Here is an 18,230-nt window from a genome sequence, read left to right as displayed (position 1 = left end):
CGGATCAGCTGTCTCCCGCCGCGAACTGCGCGCGCAGGTCCCACAGCGTGGCTTCGATATGCTGGTGAAGCAGCGTCTGCAGCACCGCCACGTCCCGCGCCATCCAGGCGTCGATCAGGTGGCGATGCTCCAGATGCGCGCGCGCGTCGCGCCCGGCCGGCTCCAGATGCGTGATGACATAGCGTTCGGCCAGGATCGACAGCCGCTCGACCAGCTGCGTGGTCAGCCGCCGCCCGCCGGGGCGGACCAGCGCGACGTGGAAATCGCGGTTGCGCACGGCGACCTCGGCCAGGTTGCTGTGCGCCGCCTCGTCCAGCGCGTGGAACGCGGCGATCGCCTCTGCCCGGTCCTGTTCGGTGGCGTGCATCGCGGCGCGGGCGGCGGCGACCGGCTCGATCGACAGGCGCAGCGCATAGATCTCGTCGGCCTGGTCCGCCGACATCGGGCGCACCGAATAGCCGCGGTTCGCCTGGCTGACCAGCAGCCCCTCCTGCTCCAGCCGGCCCAGCGCCTCGCGCAGCGGAATCTTGCTGACGCCCAGTTCGTTGGCGAGCGCGTCCTGGCGGATCGGCGCGTCGTCGGGCAGGCTGCCCGTCACGATCCGCTCGCGGACGATCTCGAACACCTGGTCGGACAGGGTGCGCACGACGATGTTCTGGGGCACGGGACGGACGGCGACGGGTTTGCGGGGCGCTGGCACGGGCAGGGGGTTCTCCGCGGCGACGGAGCGGGGCCGCGCCGTCATTGGACGGCGAAACCTTTCCAGAACGGGTCGGCGCGATCAATCCATATCGTGTTGAACCCGGTCGCGATCGCCGACCCCTCGATCGACGGCACGATCGCCGGCACCCCGCCCAGCTCGATCGCCGCCTCGACCCGGCCGATGAAGCGGCTGCCGATATAGCTCTCGTGGACGAACCGGTCGCCGGGTTCCAGCGTGCCGCGATCGGCCAGATGGGCCAGCCGGGCAGAGGTGCCGGTGCCGCACGGGCTCCGGTCGATCGCGCCCTCGCCATAGAAGACGGCGTTACGCCCGTCGGCACCTTCTCCCCGCGGCCGGTCGGCCCACAGGACGTGGCTGACCCCGCGGATCGTCGGGTCGAGCGGGTGGACCGGCTCGATCGCCGCCTGCATCGCCGTGCGCACCCGGCGGCCCATCTCGACCAGCCGTTCTGCGCCCATGGCGTCCAGCCCGGTATAGCCGCCCTGCGGCTCGACGATCGCGTAGTAGTTGCCGCCATAGGCGACGTCGACGATCAGCGGCCCCAGCCCCTCGACCTCGATCGCCACGCCCTTGGCCGCGACATAGGCGGGGACGTTGGTGATCCTGACCGCGCTCACCCGCTCGCCCTCGGTCTCATAGGCGATGTCGATGACGCCGGCGGGCACCTCCACCTTCAGCCGCCCCGGCGTCGCCGGCTGGATCAGCCCGTGTTCCAGCCCGAAGGTGATCATCCCGATCGTGCCGTGCCCGCACATCGGCAGGCAGCCGCTGGTCTCGATGAACAGGATGCCGATATCGGTATCGGGCAGCGTCGGCGGGTACAGGAACCCGCCCGACATCATCGCATGGCCGCGCGGCTCGAAGCACAGCCCGGTGCGGATCCAGTCGAACCGCTGCAGGAAATCCTGCCGCCGCTCCGACATCGACGCCCCCTTCAGCAGGGGCGCGCCGCCCGCGACCAGCCGGACCGGATTGCCCGCCGTATGCCCGTCGATGCAGAAGAAGGTGTGGCGCATCGTCCGGCCGGATCAGGCGGCTTTGGCGATGGTCAGGGTGGGCCGCGTCGCCGCCGCCTTCTCGACCATCGCGATCACCTCGGCCCGGCGCGCGCCCTCCAGCGGATAGCGCGGCGGCAGTACCCGCTCCGACCCGCGGCCCATCACCTGCTCGGCCAGCTTGATCGACTGGACCAGGTCGTGCTCGGCATCCAGGTGGAGGAGCGGCATGAACCAGCGATAGATCTCCATCGCCTTGGCATGGTCGCCCCGCTGGAACGCGTTCACCAGCTCGACCGACTCCTTGGGGAACGCGTTGGTCAGCCCGGAAACCCAGCCCTGCGCGCCCAGGTACAGCCCCTCCAGCGCCACGTCGTCCAGCCCGGCGAACAGTACGTACCGATCGCCGAACGCGGTCTTCACGTCGGTGAAACGGCGGGTGTCGGGGGCGGATTCCTTGATCGCGACGATGTTGGCTACGTCGGCGACCAGCGCCAGCACCTCGTTGTCGATCAGCGTACGGTACGCCGGCGGATTGTTGTACAGCATGATCGGCAGGCCGGTCCGCTCGGCCACGCCGCGGAAATGCGCCGCCAGTTCCTTCGCTTTCGGCACATACACCATCGGCGGCAGAAGCATCAGGCCGTCCGCCCCCGCCTTCTCCGCCGCCTGCGCATAGGTGACGGCGCGCCGCGTATCATATTCCGACACGCCGGTGACGACGGGAACGCGGCCGTCCGTCACCTCGACGATCGCGGTCAGCACCGCTACCTTCTCGTCGAAGGTCAGCGAGTTGTTCTCGCCCACCGTGCCCAGCGCGATCAGCCCCGTCACCCCGTCGCGGATCAGGTCGTCGACCACGCGCTGGGTGTCGGCCAGATCGATCGTCAGATCTTCGCGGATCTGCGTGGTCACTGCGGGGAAGACACCCTGCCAATCGATCGTCATTACCGGTTCCTGATGCTTGTTTATGAATACGGTATACGATATTGCGGCGCAGTGATCAAGGAGGAATTTGACGTGCAGGGATCCGGGCATTGACGGTCGCGGTGGTCGGCGCCGGCATGGTCGGGCGCGCCGTCGCCCTGTCTCTCGCCCGCCGCGGGGAACGGGTCGTGATCGTCGATCCGATGCTCGATCGGTCGGCGGCATCGTGGGGCAATGCCGGTCACTTGGCAACCGAGCAGGTCGCGCCGCTCGCGTCGCCGGCCATGGTGCGCAGCGTGCCGCGTCGCCTGTTCGCGCGGGGCGGTCCGCTCGATCTGCCGCTCGGCCAGGCATCGGCGTGGCTGCCCTTCGCCGCCCGCTTGCTCGCCGCATCGACGCCGGCGCGGTTCGCCGCCGGCTCGGCGGCGCTCGGCGCCCTGCTCGAACGCGCGATGCCGGCGTGGCGGCGGCTGGCGGCGACGCTCGATGCCCCCGGCCTGTTGCGTGAGGACGGCCACCTCGTCGCCTGGCCGGACGAGGCGCGCGCCCGCGCCGGCCGGGCCGCGTGGCGGGCGGCCGACACCGGCACCGCCCGCTTCAACGATGCCAGCGCCGCCGACCTCGCCGCGCTGCGCGCGCTGTCGCCGCATGTCGCCGCCGCGATCCGCTTCGCCGGCAGCGGCCAGGTCGCCGATCTCGACCGGCTCGCGGTCGCGATGGAGGCGGCGCTGGTTGACGCCGGCGTCGGCTTCGTCCGCGAGCGGGCGGTGCTCGCGCGCGACGGCGCCCGCATCGCGGTGCGTGGGCTCGCCGCCGACCGGGTCGTGATCGCCGCGGGCATCGGTGCGAAGCCGCTGATGGCCGCCGCCGGCCATCGCGTGCCGCTGATCGCGGAGCGCGGCTATCACATCCGCGGCACCGCCGATCGCTGGCCGGCTGATCTGCCGCCGGTGGTGTTCGAGGATCGCTCGATCATCGTCACCCGCTATGCCGACAGCGTCCAGGTGGCAGGCTTCGTCGAACTCGGCCGCCCCGATGCCGCCCCCGATCCGCGCAAGTGGGACCGGCTGGAGCGGCACGTCGCCGAACTCGGCCTGCCGGTCGCCGGCCCGTTCCGCCGCTGGATGGGCGCGCGGCCGACCCTGCCCGATTACCTGCCGGCGATCGGCCGCTCGACCCGCGCCGGCAACCTGTTCTACGCCTTCGGCCACCAGCATCTGGGATTGACGCTGGCACCGGTGACGGGCGAACTCGTCGCCGACCTGATCGCCGGCACCGCGCCGGCCGTCGACCTGACGCCGTTCGCCGTCGATCGTTTTGGAAGGATATCCGCATGACCATCGGCACGTCCGACGCCGCTGCCCAGCTCGCCGCCATCGCACCCCCCGCCGTACGCGTCCCGGCGATCGCCGCGGCCGAGTACGCCGCCCGGCTCGATCGCGCCCGCGCGCTGACCGACGCGGCGGGCGCCGCCGCGCTCCTCGTCCACACCGGCGCCTCGCTGCGCTATTTCACCGGGGTGCCCTGGGGCGCGACCGAGCGGATGGTCGCGCTGCTGCTGCCGGTCGCCGGCACGCCGGTCATGATCTGTCCCCGGTTCGAGCGTGGCTCGCTGGAGGCGGACCTGATGATCCCCGCCGACCTGCGCCTGTGGGAGGAGGACGAGGATCCCGTCGCCCTCGTCGCCGATGCCGCGGCGGGCAGGGGGCCGATCGCCGTCGACCCGCTGATGCCCTTCGCCTGGACGGAGAAGCTGCGCCGCACCGGTGCCGTGCCGGTCGATGGCGCGCCCGTGATCGACGGCTGCCGCATGGTCAAGTCGGCCGCGGAACTGGCCTGCCTTCAGGAGGCCAAGACGATGACGCTGGAGGTCCAGCGCCGCGCCGCCGCCATCCTGCGCCCCGGCATCGCCGCCAGCGAGGTGATCCGCTTCATCGATGCCGCCCACCATGCGATCGGCGGCGGCGGCTCGTTCTTCTGCGCGGTCCAGTTCGGTCGCGCGACCGCCTTTCCGCACGACCTGCCCGGCGACCAGCAGCTGGCCGACGACGAGCTGGTGCTGATCGATACCGGCTGCCGCGTCCACGGCTATCATTCCGACATCACCCGCACCTATGCCTTCGGCACCGTCGCGCAGGAGGTTCGCGACATCTGGGACGTCGAGCACGCGGCGCAGGCCGCCGCCTTCGCCGCCGCCGCGCCCGGGGTGCCGTGTCAGGCGGTGGACGCCGCCGCCCGCGTCGTGCTGGAGCAGGCCGGCCTCGGCCCCGACTATCGCCTCCCCGGCCTGCCGCACCGAACCGGCCACGGCATCGGCCTGTCGATCCACGAACCCGCCAATCTGGTGCGCGGCGACACCACGCCGATGGCGCCCGGCATGTGCTTCTCCAACGAACCGATGATCGTCGTCCCCGACCGCTTCGGTATCCGGCTGGAGGATCATTTCCACGTCACCGACACCGGCGCCGCCTGGTTCACCGAGCCGCAACCGTCGATCGACCGCCCCTTCGGATAGCGCCGGTCCGCCTACCCCCGCCCCGTCATTCCCGCGAAGGCGGGAATCCAGAACCGCTGACGTCAGCGCCGCTTGCCCGAACCTGCGCGACTGGGATCCCGCCGTCGCGGGAATGACCCCGCACGCGCACCCTGTCCTACACCGCCCCGAACCCGTATCACCGCGGCGGGGCCGTCCGCCCGCGTCGCCGTCCGCCGCCGGTGCACCGCCCGCGAAAACACGATCTACGCCTTACCTTAGCCTTACCTTCCGATCCGTCGTCTCCAACGAACCGTTCTATTTCAACGGGTAAGGCCCTTTGCCGCCCTCGGCGACGAATTGGTCGACCCGCGCGTCGATCATCGGCAGCGGCACCGAACCCAGCGACAGCATCGCATCGTGAAAGGCGCGGATGTCGAACCTGTCGCCCAGCGCCTTCTCCGCCCTGGCGCGTCCCGCCAGAAAGGTCAGCTCGCCCATGTAATAGCTCAGCGCCTGACCCGGCCAGGCGATGTAGCGGTCGACCTCGGTGGTGATCTCGTGGTTCGACAGCGCGGTATTGTCGCGCAGGAAGCCTTGCGCCTGCTCCCGCGTCCAGCCCTTGGCATGGATGCCGGTATCCACCACCAGCCGCGCCGCGCGCCACATCTGGTAGCTCAGCATGCCGAACACCTCGTAGGGCGTGTGATACAGGCCCATGTCCTCGCCCAGCGCCTCGCAGTACAGCGCCCATCCTTCTCCATAGGCGGAGATGTACGTGTTGCGCCGATAGTCGGGCAGCCCCTCCAGCTCCATCGCGAACGGCATCTGCCACGCATGCCCCGGCGCGCTCTCGTGCAGGGTCAGCGCCGGCAGCGAATAGAGCGGCCGCGCCGGCAGGTTCCAGGTATTGACCAGATAGATGCCCGGCCCGCCCCGCCCGCCGGTGTAGAAGGGCGCCAGGTCCGCCGGCACCGGCTCGATCGCGAACCGCGCCCGCGGCAGCCGCCCGAACCAGCGCGCGGCCTTCCCGTCGAACTCCTTGGCCGTCCACGCCGCCCGGTCGAGCAGCGCCTGCGGGGTCTTGACGTAGAATTGCGGATCGGTCCGCAGGAAGTTCAGGAAGGCCGGCAGGTCCCGCTGCCACTTCACCTGCCGCATCACCTCGCCCATCCGCGCCCGGATCTTGGCCACCTCGGCCAGCCCGATCGCGTGGATCTGCTCGGCGGTCAGGTCGCGCGTCACATACTCGCTGATCTTCGACGCGTAATAGGCGCGGCCGTCGGGCAGGCCGTATGCCGCCAGCGTCCGCCGCGCGCCGGGGATATACTCGTCGCGCAGGAAGGCGAGCAGCGTGGCATGCGCCGGCACCACCGATCCCGCGATCGCCTTCAGCGCCTCCGCCTGCAGCGCGGCCTGCCGCGCCGCCGGGATCGTCGCCGGCATCTCCCTGAACGGCGCGTAGAAGGGCGAGGCTTCGGTGCCGCCCGCCTTCACCACCTCGGCCACCCCGATATCGCGGCCCTGCAGCGTGATCTGCGGCGGCGTGAACCCCCGCTTCAGCCCGGCGCGCATATTGGCGATATTCTGGTCGAAATAGCGGGGGATATCGCCCAGCGTCTTAAGATAGCCGCGATACTCGGCCTCGGTCCGGTACGTCGCCCGCGACGCATAGCCAAGGTCGATCCAGAAGCTGGAATCGGCGTTCAGCGGCTTCTCGTAATCGCGGTACCGCTGCTCGGCGAGCATTGCCTCGACCTGCCCGCGATAGACCGTGTAGTTGTCCCGCGCCGTCGGCGACAGGCTGTCCGGCCTGATCGCGTCCAGCGCCGCCAGCGTCTCCGTCCAGCGCTTCGTCTTCGCCGCCTGCATCGCCGGGCCGACGTCGGGCAGCCCGCGCTGTTCGTCCTTGGGCGTGTCCTCGTCCCCGGCGGACAGCGTCCCGCGCCACTTGTACTCGGCCTCGGCCAGAGCATCGAAGCGGGCATCGGCCGTGGCGGGCGCGTGCGCCGTGGCGGGCAGGGGAGCGAGCGCGGTCAGCAGCAGCGCGGGCAGAAGCTTCATGCAGGGTCCTTCGTCACGGCATCGATGTCGGCGATCAGCCGGCGCGGGATCATCACGCCGTCGCGTTCGCTCACGGCCCGCGCGGCGTGGCGGCGCGATCCGGGCAGGCGCGCACCCTGTCCCTCGATCCCGGCGAACACCGCCTCGGCCCGCGCCAGATGCGTCGCGGCGGCCGCGCCCAGAAAGCCCGCCGGATCGATCGCCAGGATCAGCTCGCCGCCGATCGGCGACCCCTTGCGGCCCCTGTCCGCCGCCAGCGACTCCGCGCTGGTCAGGTCGCCGATCAGCGGCCCGGCGATCAGCTCGACCATCGTCGCCAGCGCCGATCCCTTGTGCCCGCCGAACGTCCGCATCGCCCCCGCCAGCACGGTGGCCGCATCGTCGGTGTCGCTGCCGTCCGGCGCATGGCCCCAGTCGGTCGGCACCGGCTTGCCGGCGCGGCGGTGCAGCTCGATCTCGCCACGCGCCACCATCGATGTGGCGAAATCGAAGACGAACGGCGTGCCCCCCGGCCGCGGCCAGCCGAACGCGATCGGGTTGGTCCCGAACAACGGCGCGGTCCCGCCCGCCGGCGCCACCCACGCGTGGCTGGGCGTGAAGGCCAACGCGACCAGCCCGTCGGCCACCAGCGCCTCCACCTCCGGCCACAGCGCCGCGAAATGGACGACGTTGTTCAGCGCCATGGCGGCGATGCCGTTCGCCCGCGCCGCCGCGACCAGCGCCGGGCGGCCCGTCTCGAACGCCAGCTGCGCGAAGCCGCCGCCGCCGTCGACCCTCACCAGCCCGGCCCTGGGCTGCGACGGCACCGGCACCGCATCCGGCACCACCACCCCGCTCGCGACCGAGTGGGCGGCGACCAGCAGCCGATACAGCCCGTGCGACCCGCACCCGTCGCGCTCGCCCGCGACCATCGTCTCGGCCACCGCCGTGACATGGGCGGGCGACAGCCCGACCCGGCCCAGCGTGGTGCGCGCATAGTCGCGTACCTCGTCCAGCGTCATGCGGACGGCATCGTCGCTCACGCTGTCGGCGCCGATGTCGTCGCCGGCTTGGCGGTGAACAGCCGCATGCCGAACACCGGCCCCGCGCTGTTCCCGTCATGCGGCACCACCCGCACCTTCACCCGGCTTTTGCCGCGGGTCAGCGGCTCGGGCACGGGATATTCGACGTCGAAGAACTGCCCCGGCCGGTCGGCTTCCAGCGTCTGGGTGGCGACCCGCTGGTTGTCGATCAGGATGTCGAAACTGCGCTTGCGCTCGTCGCCCCAATAGGTCGCCTGCAGCACCAGCGGCCCCGGCTTCACCGCCATCGTGAATTCGAAGAACCCGCCGGTCCGCGCATCGCGTCCCGATCTTCCGCGGTACGATACCGGGTAGGAGATGTCGGATGTCAGTTGGTGATCGCGCTCCGGCTGCATCTCGCCCAGGTGCATCACGTCGACCGATCGGGCCGCCAGATCCTTTTGCCGGGCCTGTTCCTTCAGGAACGCCGCCTCCTCGACCTGCCACTCGGCATCGGTGAAGCGCTTGAAATACACAGCGCTCCGCCGGTCGTGCTGGCGATAGAAGGGGACGAAGCTCAGGTCGCCGGGCCGGATCAGCCCGTTGGTCTCGTACTGCGCCTTCTCGGGCGCGACGGGCCGGAACTGCGCGATCAGGTCGGTGCCGACCATCGCCGGGTCGGGCCGGTCCCACTCGCCGTCCGCCCGGCCCAGATCGCCGGCCAGCACCAGCGGGCCGCGCAGCACCGCGACGGTCTTCGCATCGCCCGGCGTCGCCTCCAGCCGCAGGTCGAGGGGCAGGCGGATGGTCAGCGCATCGCCCTTCTTCCAGCGACGCTCGACGATCGCATACCCGCCCGCACGCGGCGCCGTCACCGGCTTGCCGTTGACGAACAGCTCGGCGGTCTTGGCATAGGCCGGCACGCGCAGCGCCACCGGGAAGGTGCCCGGTTTCGCCAGCTCATCGAACGTCAGCGTCGTCTCGCCCTCGAACGGCCACGCCGTCGCCAGTCCCACCTTCGCGCCCCGTGCCGCCCAGGTCGCGTCCGCCGGGATGTACAGGTTGACGATCAGCGTGTCGCCGCCTTCCCAGAAGATGCTCTCGCCATGCTTGGCGTGGCTCTCCATCCCGGTGCCGACGCAGCACCAGAACTCCTCGCCGTCCATCTCCGAATAGCCGCGCTTCGCCCCCGTCATCAGCGGCGTCATGTAGGTGAAGCCGCCGTTCACCGGCTCCTGCTGCGCCATGACATGGTTCAGGTGCGCCCGCTCGTAGAAGTCGAACAGCGCCCCGTCCGGCTGCCACGAATACAGCTGCCGGGTCAGCTTCAGCATGTTGTACGTGTTGCAATGCTCGCACGTCTGCTCGGTGATGTGCTGCGCGATCGTATCCGGCGCGGTGAAATACTCGCGGTCGGCATTGCCGCCGATGACGTAGCTGTGATGCCGCGTCACCTGCTCCCAGAAGAAGCGCGCGGCGGTGCCGTGCGCCGGGTTGCCGGTAATCTCGTACAGCCGGGCCAGCCCGATCAGCTTGGGCACCTGCGTGTTGGCGTGGATGTTCGCCAGCTCGTCGCGCTTCTCGCTCAGCGGCACCAGCACCTTCCGGTGATAGATGCGCTCGGCCAGCTTCAGCCAGCGCGCATCGCCGGTGCGGGCGTGGAGTTCGGCGAAGCTCTCGTTGATGCCGCCATGCTCGCAGTTCAGCACGGTCTGGACCTGATCGTCGTTCAGCGCGGCGAACACGGTGTCGATATACCCGCCCAGCCCGGTCATGATCGCCATCGCCTTCGGGTTCGGCCCGATATGGTCGATGACGTCGAACAGCCCGGTATACAGCTTGTGCCAGTTGTAGAGCGGCACCCAGCACCCGTTCAGGTCGAACCCGGCCGAGCGGATGTTGCCGCGCATGATCTCCGGAAAGATCTCCTTGCCGTCGACGACCGTGCCGTCCTTGCGCTTGCGGGTGAAGCCGGCGACGTAGCCGTCGCCGCTCCGCGCCTGGCACGCCGCCAGCTCGTCGATGATATAGGCTGCGCGGCGCGCGCAGTCGTCGCAGCCGACCTGCGCATGGGTCAGCGCCAGCCCGGACAGGTAGTGGCCCAGCGTGTGGCCCGCGATCGTGTCGCTTTCCCACCCGCCATATACCTTCGCCTTGGGGCCGAGGCCGGCGAACTGGCGGAAGTTGTGGAGCAGCCGATCCGGCTCCAGCCGCAACAGATAGGCGCGATTCACCTCGACCGCATGGGCGAAGTCCGACGGTCGCAGTCGCACGGCCGACAGGGGCAGCGGCCTCGCCCTGGCCGGCAACGCCGCCGTCGCCGCCCGTGCGGCGGCCGGGAGCGCGGCGAGCGGCAGCGTGGCGCCGGTCATCAGAAAGGTGCGGCGGCCGATCGACATGCTCGTCTCCAGGATCAGAACTGCGCGTTCACGCCGATGAACAGGTACCGGCCGACGACATCGTACACGCCGGGATAGGTGTTGCCGTTGCCGAACACCGCCAGCAATCCCTGCGCGATCGCCGGGGGATCGCGATCGAACAGGTTGTTGACGCCGGCGCGCAGCACCACGTCCTTCGACAGCTGCGCCGTACCGGCCAGATCGAAATAGTTGTACGCCTTGATCCGCGCATTGTTGACATAGGCGACCTCGCCGTCCGGCCGCTCCAGCGAGGGATCGTCGGTGTTACGGGTCAGGCTGGTCGATCCGATATAGCGCCAGTTGAGCGACAGCGAGGCGAAGTCGCTCGGGTCGGTCCAGGTCAACCGGGCCTGGTGCCGCCATCCCGGCTGCGGCTGGCCGCAGACGGGGCCGTAGAGCCCCTTGCAGTCATACGACCCCAGTCCGGGCAGCGGCTGGTTCACCAGCTCGTCCAGCCACGTGCCCGTCGCCGATGTCGAGAAGCGGCCGATCCCGGTCCTCACCGAATAGTTCAGGCCTAGATCGATGCCCGACGTCCGCAGCGATCCGGTGTTCTGCGTCGTCGCGACGATATAGCCGTCGGTGCCGAAGATCGTGCCGGTCCGCCCATCGCGCTTGAACAGCCCGCAGAAGAACGGATCGCCGGCCGAGAAGCACTGGTTGATCGTCTGGAACGGGTCGATCGCGGCGATATAGTCCTTCACCTTGATGTTGAAGTAATCCACCGACAGCGTCAGCCGCGGGATGAAATGCGGCTCGATGACGGCGCCCGCCGTATAGGTGTCGGCGGTTTCCGGCTTCAGCGCCACGTTGCCGCCGAACTGGCCGCTGCACACGTCGGTCGGGCAGGCGATGATGCGGCCATATTGCGCCGCCGTCACGCCGGTGCGGGCACATTGTTCCAGCGTCGCGCTGGGCCGGGCGCCCGAACAGGGATCCTGCGAGGCGACGTTGCCGACGATCGTCGGTCCGAACAGTTCGGCGACGTTGGGTGCCCGGATCGCCCGGTTGTAACTGCCGCGCAGCCGCAGGTCGCGAACCGGGGCCCACGAGATCTCGCCCTTGTAGGTCGACACTCCGTCGTCCTGCGTCGAGTATTTCGAGAACCGGTAGCCGCCGGTCAGCGTCAGTTCGTGGAAGAACGGCCGCTCCTGCACGATCGGCACGCGGATTTCCGTGAAGCCTTCGGTGACGTTGAAGCGCCCCTCGCTCTCGCGGGTGCCCTTCGCCTGCGCGACGGCGTCCGCCCTGAACTCCAGGCTCTCGCGGCGATGCTCGACGCCGAAGACCAGCCCGATGCCCTGCTCCGCCCATGGCAGCTTGATGCCATAGGAGGTCAGGTCGCCGCTGATCGTGCCGGTCAGCGTCGTCATCTTGTCCTTGCCCGACACTCTGGTCGGGACGTAGATATAGTCGAAGCCGGCGTCGCTGATGCCGTTGTAACGGAACACGTCGATCGGGACGCAGGCCGGATCGGTGCCGTTGACGACCGATCGACAGGTCGGCGTGCCGTTGACGTTGACGACCTGCAGCGCACGGTTCGCCCGCACCGGATCGATGTCGTTCTGGTACGTCTCGTTGCGCAGCACCTGCGCGTAGAGGACGCTGGCGTCGTAGCGGATGCCCTCGGCGATCTGGCCGCGGATGCCGCCGGTGACGCGCGTATCCTTCAGCGTGATGTCGTTGCGCCGCGGCAGCGCACCGCCGGCCACGGGGCGATATCCGATGAACAGGTCCTGGTTCGCCGCGGTCCCCAGCGCATTGCCGCACAGCAACGCACCCTGCTGCGCCCCGAGCAGCGGATTGTCGCAGTTGACCGTGTACGTCTGCCCTAGGAACAAGGCCGACGGCGCCACCTGCGAGAACGTGTGGTCGCGCATGAACATCGCGCTGCCATAGACTTCCGCCAACGGTGCGATCTCGTACTTGGCGAACGAGCCGAAGGTGTACCGCTCGTCGTCGCGCTGGAAGAAGTTCAGGGGCGCATAATTGTAGAGGAAGCTGCTGTCGTACGGCACCCAGGTCTTCTGGCCGTCGCGGGTGTTGTTGTAGGACGTGTTGGCGTTGGGGCCGGTGAGCGGCTGGAAATTGCCGAACTCGTTGTTGGGCGATCCGCCGCACACGAAATCCGTGCGCGTCGCATTCGGGTCGAGCGCGCAGGCGGATACGTCGCGGTTCGCCTGATTGATCGGCTGGACGCGGCGATACCCGAAATAGGCGGTGATGTTGCCCTTGCCGTCGCCGATGTTCTTGCCGACCGCGAAGTTCGCGTCGAAACGCTGGCCGTCCACGGGCGACGGCAGCGCGGTCTGGAAACCGGTACGCCGGATCAGCGCACGCCGCGCATCATTGTCGTTGCGGTGGTTGGCAAAGCCGTACTGCACGTCGGCACTGACCCCGTCCAGATCGTCGCGCAGGATGAAGTTGACCACGCCCGAGATCGCGTCGGATCCATAGACCGCCGATGCGCCGCCCGACACCACGTCGATGCGCCGGATCAGCGCGGAGGGGATGAAGTTCACGTCGTTCGCCTGCACCGGCAGCAGCCGCAACCCGTTGACCAGGACCAGATTGCGGTTGGATCCCAGATTGCGCAGGTTGATCCGCGCCGTGCCGTCGGAGCCGTTCGAGACATTGTCGTTCGCGTCCGGCGTCACCTGGGGCAGGCGGTTCAGCACGCTCTCGACATTGGTGGCGCCCTGCAGGCGGATCTCGGCGGCGTCGACGGCGGTGATCGGGCTGTTGCTGGTGACGCCCGGCTGCTGGATGCGCGATCCGGTCACCACGATGGCGGCGTCCTCCGTGATCGGTTCCGGATCGGGCGAGGTCTGCGCGACCACCGGTTGAGCCATGCCCATCGCGAGCGCCGCTCCGGCGGCGGTCATCAGCAAGCTTGCCAGCTTCGTCATAATTCCATCCCCTTTGTCGAGAAAGAGGACATACAGTATACGATTATGATGCTCAAATATTTTATACGATACCGGTTCGAAGGCGAGAAAGGTGCCTTTTTCCGTGAGATTTTGTTTGCTTGCGCCCGTGGTGCTCGTGCGCAGAGGCGCGACCCGTGTGCAGGTCGCGCCTTGGTCTGCTCAGCCCCGCCGCAGCTTCTGCACCGCCGCCAGCGTGCCCGACACGTGCTCCGCCGGATTCATGTCGTCATGGACATAGGCGACACGACCGTCCTGCCCGATGACGTAGCTGGTGCGCTTGGTCACTTCGCGGCCGGCGATATGCTTGCCGAGTGCCACGTCATATCCCTTGACGACCGCCGGGCCCGCACTGGCGACCGCGAACTTGCCCGCGCACTTCTCCGCCGAGAAGCGGGTCAGGGTCGGCACGTCGTCCGCCGACATGCCGATCACCGTCGCGCCGGCCGCCTGGAACTGCGGGATCGCCTCGGCAAAGGCGTGCGCCTCGGCGTTGCAGCCGCCGGTGAAGGCTGCGGGGAAGAAGTACAGCACCACCGGCCCCTTCTTCAGCTGGCGGGCCAGGTCGACCGCCACCACCTTGCCGGCGACGGCGCCGCGGGTCGAAAACGTCGGCGCCTTGGCACCGGGGGCAAGCGCGGCCATCGCCGGGGCCGATAAGGAGAGGGCGGCGATCAGGGTCAGGGCGGTACGGCGCATGGTCGGTTCCTCGTTCCGGTCTGGAATGGCTTGGGTGTAGCGCGCCCGCGCCAGCCGCGATAGGCGTGCAGAATGCCTGTCTCTCAATCCGATATCGATCTCGCCCATGTCCTCGCCGACGCCGCCGGCGCGGTGATCCGCCCCTATTTCCGCAAGGAGCATGGGCTGGAGATGAAGGCAGACCGGTCTCCCGTCACGCTCGCCGATCGCGAGGCGGAGGCGGCGATGCGGCGGCTGATCGAGGCGGAGCGATCCGGCGACGGCATTCACGGCGAGGAATATGGCATCAAGCAGGGCGTGACCGGCCGGCAGTGGGTGCTCGACCCGATCGACGGTACGCGCAGCTTCACCGCCGGCCGGGCGATCTTCGGCACGCTGATCGCGCTGGTGGAGGATGGCTGGCCGGTGCTCGGCATCATCGACCAGCCGGTCCAGCGCGAACGATGGGTCGGCGTCACCGGCCGGCCGACCACCTTCAACGGCGTTCCGACTCACACCCGCCTGTGCCCCGAACTGGCCGGCGCGACGATCGCCACCACCAGCCCGCACCTGTTCGACGATGGCGACGTGCCGCACTTCATGGGGCTGGTCGCTGCGGTGTCGGGCGGCAACGCGCGGCAGGGGCCGGTCTATGGCGGCGACTGCTACAATTACGGGCTGCTCGCGTCGGGGCATCTCGACATCGTCGCCGAGTCGGGTTTGCAGCTCTACGATTTCGCCGCGCTGGTACCGGTGGTCGAGGGTGCGGGGGGCCGGATGTGCGATTGGAACGGCGATCCGCTGACCGCGTCGAGCGCGGGGCACGTGCTGGCGATCGGCGATCCGGCGCGGACCGACGACGTACTGGAAGCGATCCGGGCAATGCCGCACGCGCATTGAGCGCTTCGTCATCCTGCAGACTCTTCTTCGTCCCCCCAAACCCTCGTCTTCCCCGTGGCTCCCCCCGTCATCCCCGCGCAGGCGGGGATCCAGACACGCTGGGCCTCGAACGAGGGCGCAACGCCGGCGATACGGGCCGGAACGGCTGACGGTCGATCAGAAGATCCCCAGGAACTTCTTCTTCTGGCCCTTCGTCCCGCCCTTGCCGTCCTCGCTCGTCGCGGTGGTGCCACGGCCGACATCGTCACGGGGCTCGCCCTTGCTGGTTCGTTGCGCCTTGGCGGTGGCGCCTGACAGCACCGGGCCGCACGCCGCCGACTTGGCGTCGCCGACATCGACGAACGCCAGCACCCCGGCCAGCGGCGTCGCCACCAGCGACAGGCCCAGCCCCGCGCCTGCCCGGCTCAGCAGGTCTGGCGAGACGACGTCGAGCGACGGCTTCGCGAAATAGCCGCCAAGCCCGACCGGCGACTGGCCGGAAAACAGCGAGAACTTCTTGCCGTCGGCGCGGAAGGCCAGGTCGATCGCCTCGTTCTTGAAGCTGAACCCGCCACGACCGACGATCACGTTCTTGGTCGTGTCGATCAGGATCGGGTCCGCCGCCGCGATGCCGCCACGCACCGTAAAGGCCACCAGCCCGCAATTGACGCCGACCGGCTTCTCCAGCTTGCCCTCGAACATCTTCTGCACGAACGTGCCCAGATCGAGTTCGGCGAGCTGGACGTTACGTGTCCACAGCGTCCCCTTCGGCATCACGAACGCCATCCGCCCGCCCGACGCGGCGAGCGAATCGTGGATCGTGTCGCCGCGGCCGGCCAGCTGGATGCGTCCCTTGATCGTCCCCGTGGTCCCCGCCTCGGCGATGCCGTACCCGGCCAGCAGGCGCCCCATCGGCGTCGGCGCCAGCCGGATGTCGTAACTGACGGCGCTCGGCCGCTCGCGCGTGTCGAACACCACGTCGGAGGCGACATTGCCGCGCGCCATCGCGAAGGTCAGCGGCGACAGCGCCAGCCGGCCGCGCTCCAGGTCCAGCGTCAGGTCGATGTTCGATATCGGCAGGTTCTTCGACCGGACGACCCCGACCGTCCATTTCAGGTCGGCGTCGAACGCCTGCATCGTCTCCACCGGGAAGGTGGCATCGGGCAGCAGGCGCTGCGGTGCCGCCCCGGTCGCGGCAGCCGCGGCGACCGCACCCTTCGCCTCGACGATATCGGGGTTGTAGCCGATGAATGGCGCGGCATCGATGATATCCAGGCTCCTGGTCGCCAGCACCGAGTCGAGATGGATGCGCTCACCGTTCAGGATCGTCAGCCGCCCGGCCAGGTCGGTCCGCCCCGCGACGCCGCGGATGCGGGTGAAGCGATATTCCTCGCCCTGTTTCACCAGCTGCGCGCGCAGGCGATAGGTGCGGGTATTCGGGATCGCCACGCCGATGATGCCCAGCAGTTCGGACATGTTGCGGCCGCGTGCCGCCACCGCCAGCGGCACGTCCTCGATATCGGCGATCGAGGGCAGGGTGCCGGCCACGTCGATGACGTTGTTCGCCGCGCGAAGCCGGGCCACCAGCCTGTTCTCGCCGCGGTTCGCAGTGGCGTCGGGCGACAGCAGCCGTGCGACCAGCGTGAAGCGCGTGTCGCGGATGCGGCCGGTGCCGGTCAGCCCCACGGCCTTGCCGATCCGCGCGTCGGTGGAGCGGATATCGTCCAGCTTCAGATCGGCCAGCAGCCGCATCCGCGGATCGAGATAGCGGACGGTCGTGCCGCTGACCGTCGCCACGTCGATGCGGGGAAACGCCAGCGGCTTGCCGCCCTTCTTGTCTCCGAACGTCCAGCTGTTGGTCGTGTGCGCCCGGTCCCACTCCAGGTCGACCGCGCCGTTCGCCAGGTCCAGCGAATAGAAGCGGCGCTTGCCGAACAGCAGCGACAGGGGCGCGATCCGGCTGTCGATCCGGTCGGCGGTGAACAGGTGCGGGCGGGTCGCCCACCCAGGGTTCGAGATGGCGATCCGCTCGGCATAGAACTTGATCTTCAATGGCGCGAAATAAAGCTGGAAATCGCCGCCGACCGTTACCGTGCGGCTGGTCAGGCTGCCGACGATGCGTTCGAACGGGTGCTTCAGGAAGCGGCCCTTGGTGACGAACAGCACCAGCCATATCGCGAAGATCGCGACGACGATGCCGATCAGGACGTTGCGGAGCCGCCGCCGGCGGCGCCGCGCGTCGGCTGGGGGCGGGGCGACGGACGGGGGCGGGGCGACGGTCGTCTCCATCGCCGCCCGACGCATCGCGACCCGTTCCGGTTCCGCATCGGTTGCATTCCCGCAGTTCGGCGGCTAAGGGCCCCGCTTCACCGAGCGATGCGCGTGAAGACGGCCCGGCCATCAGGGCTGCCGCGGCTGTCCGATGTATCGCCCATTTGAAAGGACCAAAATGCCCAAGCTCAAGACGAAGAGCGGCGTGAAGAAGCGCTTCAAGCTCACCGCCACCGGCCTGTTGAAGCACGGCGTCGCCGGCAAGCGCCACCGCCTGATCAGCCATAACGGCAAGTACATCCGCCAGAATCGCGGCACCAAGGTGCTGGCGAAGGCCGACACCGCTGCGGTGAAGGCCTGGGCGCCGTACGGCCTCAAGTAAGGAGATCGGGAAATGGCACGCGTCAAGCGCGGTGTGACCACCAAGGCGAAGCACAAGAAGATTCTTGAAGCCGCCAAGGGTTATTACGGTCGCCGCAAAAACACCATCCGCATCGCCCGTCAGGCCGTCGAGAAGGCCGGGCAATATGCGTATCGCGACCGCAAGGTTAAGAAGCGGACGTTCCGCGGTCTCTGGATCCAGCGCATCAACGCCGGCGTCCGGGCCGAGGGTCTGACCTATTCGCAGTTCATGCACGGCTGCAAGCTGGCGGGGATCGAGCTGGACCGGAAGGTCCTGGCCGACATCGCCATGCACGAGGAAGCGGCGTTCAGCGCCATCATCGCGCAGGCGAAGGCGGCACTGCCCCAGGCCGCGTAAGCGACCTGCCGGGTAAGGGATGCGGGGCGCCGGTGGCAACACCGGCGCCCCGTTTCGTTTTTGGCGGTGGCCGGGGTCCCGACCACCATCGTCATCCCGGCGCATGCCGGG

General features: G+C 69.1%; 14 protein-coding genes. 5 read left to right on the top strand and 9 right to left on the bottom strand.

Annotated elements, in window-relative coordinates; translation table 11 throughout:
- Window positions 1-4: 4 nt before the first annotated feature.
- The 3 genes from ABC319_RS09650 to ABC319_RS09640 are packed head-to-tail and all read right to left on the bottom strand — an operon-like array spanning window position 5 to window position 2,667.
- Window positions 5-745 (bottom strand): GntR family transcriptional regulator, encoded by a 741-nt coding sequence (locus ABC319_RS09650; protein WP_413070015.1) that lies wholly within the window; start codon window positions 743-745, stop codon window positions 5-7.
- A complete protein-coding gene (locus tag ABC319_RS09645) occupies window positions 742-1,740 on the bottom strand; it encodes a 4-hydroxyproline epimerase (RefSeq protein ID WP_413070014.1) in 999 nt (332 codons plus the stop codon). Before ABC319_RS09645 ends, ABC319_RS09650 begins: the two co-directional genes overlap by 4 nt.
- Window positions 1,741-1,752: 12 nt before the next feature.
- Window positions 1,753-2,667, bottom strand: coding sequence for a dihydrodipicolinate synthase family protein (locus ABC319_RS09640; RefSeq protein ID WP_413070013.1), 915 nt, complete (start codon window positions 2,665-2,667; stop codon window positions 1,753-1,755).
- Window positions 2,668-2,756: 89 nt separating this feature from the next.
- Here ABC319_RS09640 and ABC319_RS09635 point away from each other — a divergent pair, with 89 nt between their 5' ends.
- Entirely contained in the window at window positions 2,757-3,983 is a 1,227-nt protein-coding gene (locus tag ABC319_RS09635) for an NAD(P)/FAD-dependent oxidoreductase (RefSeq protein ID WP_413070012.1), read from the top strand.
- On the top strand, window positions 3,980-5,161 hold the full coding sequence (locus tag ABC319_RS09630; RefSeq protein WP_413070011.1) for a M24 family metallopeptidase: 1,182 nt from the start codon (window positions 3,980-3,982) through the stop codon (window positions 5,159-5,161). Before ABC319_RS09635 ends, ABC319_RS09630 begins: the two co-directional genes overlap by 4 nt.
- Before the next feature lie 276 nt (window positions 5,162-5,437).
- On the opposite strand, the gene ABC319_RS09625 is transcribed toward ABC319_RS09630, so the two are convergent.
- From ABC319_RS09625 to ABC319_RS09605, 5 genes are all read right to left on the bottom strand, one after another.
- On the bottom strand, window positions 5,438-7,183 hold the full coding sequence (locus tag ABC319_RS09625) for a DUF885 domain-containing protein (RefSeq protein WP_413070010.1): 1,746 nt from the start codon (window positions 7,181-7,183) through the stop codon (window positions 5,438-5,440).
- Window positions 7,180-8,184 (bottom strand): Ldh family oxidoreductase, encoded by a 1,005-nt coding sequence (locus ABC319_RS09620; protein ID WP_413071669.1) that lies wholly within the window; start codon window positions 8,182-8,184, stop codon window positions 7,180-7,182. Before ABC319_RS09620 ends, ABC319_RS09625 begins: the two co-directional genes overlap by 4 nt.
- Window positions 8,185-8,201: 17 nt before the next feature.
- The gene (locus ABC319_RS09615) at window positions 8,202-10,583 is read right to left on the bottom strand and encodes a beta-L-arabinofuranosidase domain-containing protein (protein ID WP_413070009.1); all 2,382 of its coding nucleotides are present in this window, start codon (window positions 10,581-10,583) and stop codon (window positions 8,202-8,204) included.
- Between the two features lie 14 nt (window positions 10,584-10,597).
- Complete coding sequence (locus ABC319_RS09610; RefSeq protein ID WP_413070008.1) at window positions 10,598-13,513, bottom strand: TonB-dependent receptor domain-containing protein; 2,916 nt, start codon at window positions 13,511-13,513, stop codon at window positions 10,598-10,600.
- A gap of 180 nt (window positions 13,514-13,693) precedes the next feature.
- A complete protein-coding gene (locus ABC319_RS09605; RefSeq protein ID WP_413070007.1) occupies window positions 13,694-14,230 on the bottom strand; it encodes a peroxiredoxin in 537 nt (178 codons plus the stop codon).
- A 72-nt stretch (window positions 14,231-14,302) separates the two neighbouring features.
- Between ABC319_RS09605 and ABC319_RS09600 the strand changes: the two genes are divergently transcribed.
- Complete coding sequence (locus ABC319_RS09600) at window positions 14,303-15,109, top strand: inositol monophosphatase family protein (RefSeq protein ID WP_413070006.1); 807 nt, start codon at window positions 14,303-14,305, stop codon at window positions 15,107-15,109.
- Between the two features lie 156 nt (window positions 15,110-15,265).
- Here the strand turns inward: ABC319_RS09600 and ABC319_RS09595 are convergent, their stop codons facing one another.
- Window positions 15,266-17,392, bottom strand: coding sequence for an AsmA family protein (locus ABC319_RS09595; protein ID WP_413070005.1), 2,127 nt, complete (start codon window positions 17,390-17,392; stop codon window positions 15,266-15,268).
- A gap of 145 nt (window positions 17,393-17,537) precedes the next feature.
- Between ABC319_RS09595 and rpmI the strand changes: the two genes are divergently transcribed.
- A complete protein-coding gene (rpmI, locus tag ABC319_RS09590; protein WP_413070004.1) occupies window positions 17,538-17,741 on the top strand; it encodes a 50S ribosomal protein L35 in 204 nt (67 codons plus the stop codon).
- Window positions 17,742-17,753: 12 nt separating this feature from the next.
- On the top strand, window positions 17,754-18,119 hold the full coding sequence (gene rplT / locus ABC319_RS09585; protein WP_413070003.1) for a 50S ribosomal protein L20: 366 nt from the start codon (window positions 17,754-17,756) through the stop codon (window positions 18,117-18,119).
- The last annotated feature ends 111 nt before the right edge of the window (window positions 18,120-18,230 follow it).

This window comes from Sphingomonas phoenicis (assembly GCF_047238005.1).
GTDB lineage: Bacteria > Pseudomonadota > Alphaproteobacteria > Sphingomonadales > Sphingomonadaceae > Sphingomonas.
The sequence above is the reverse complement of the archived record's forward strand: the minus strand, read 5'-3'. Positions and strand labels throughout refer to the sequence as shown.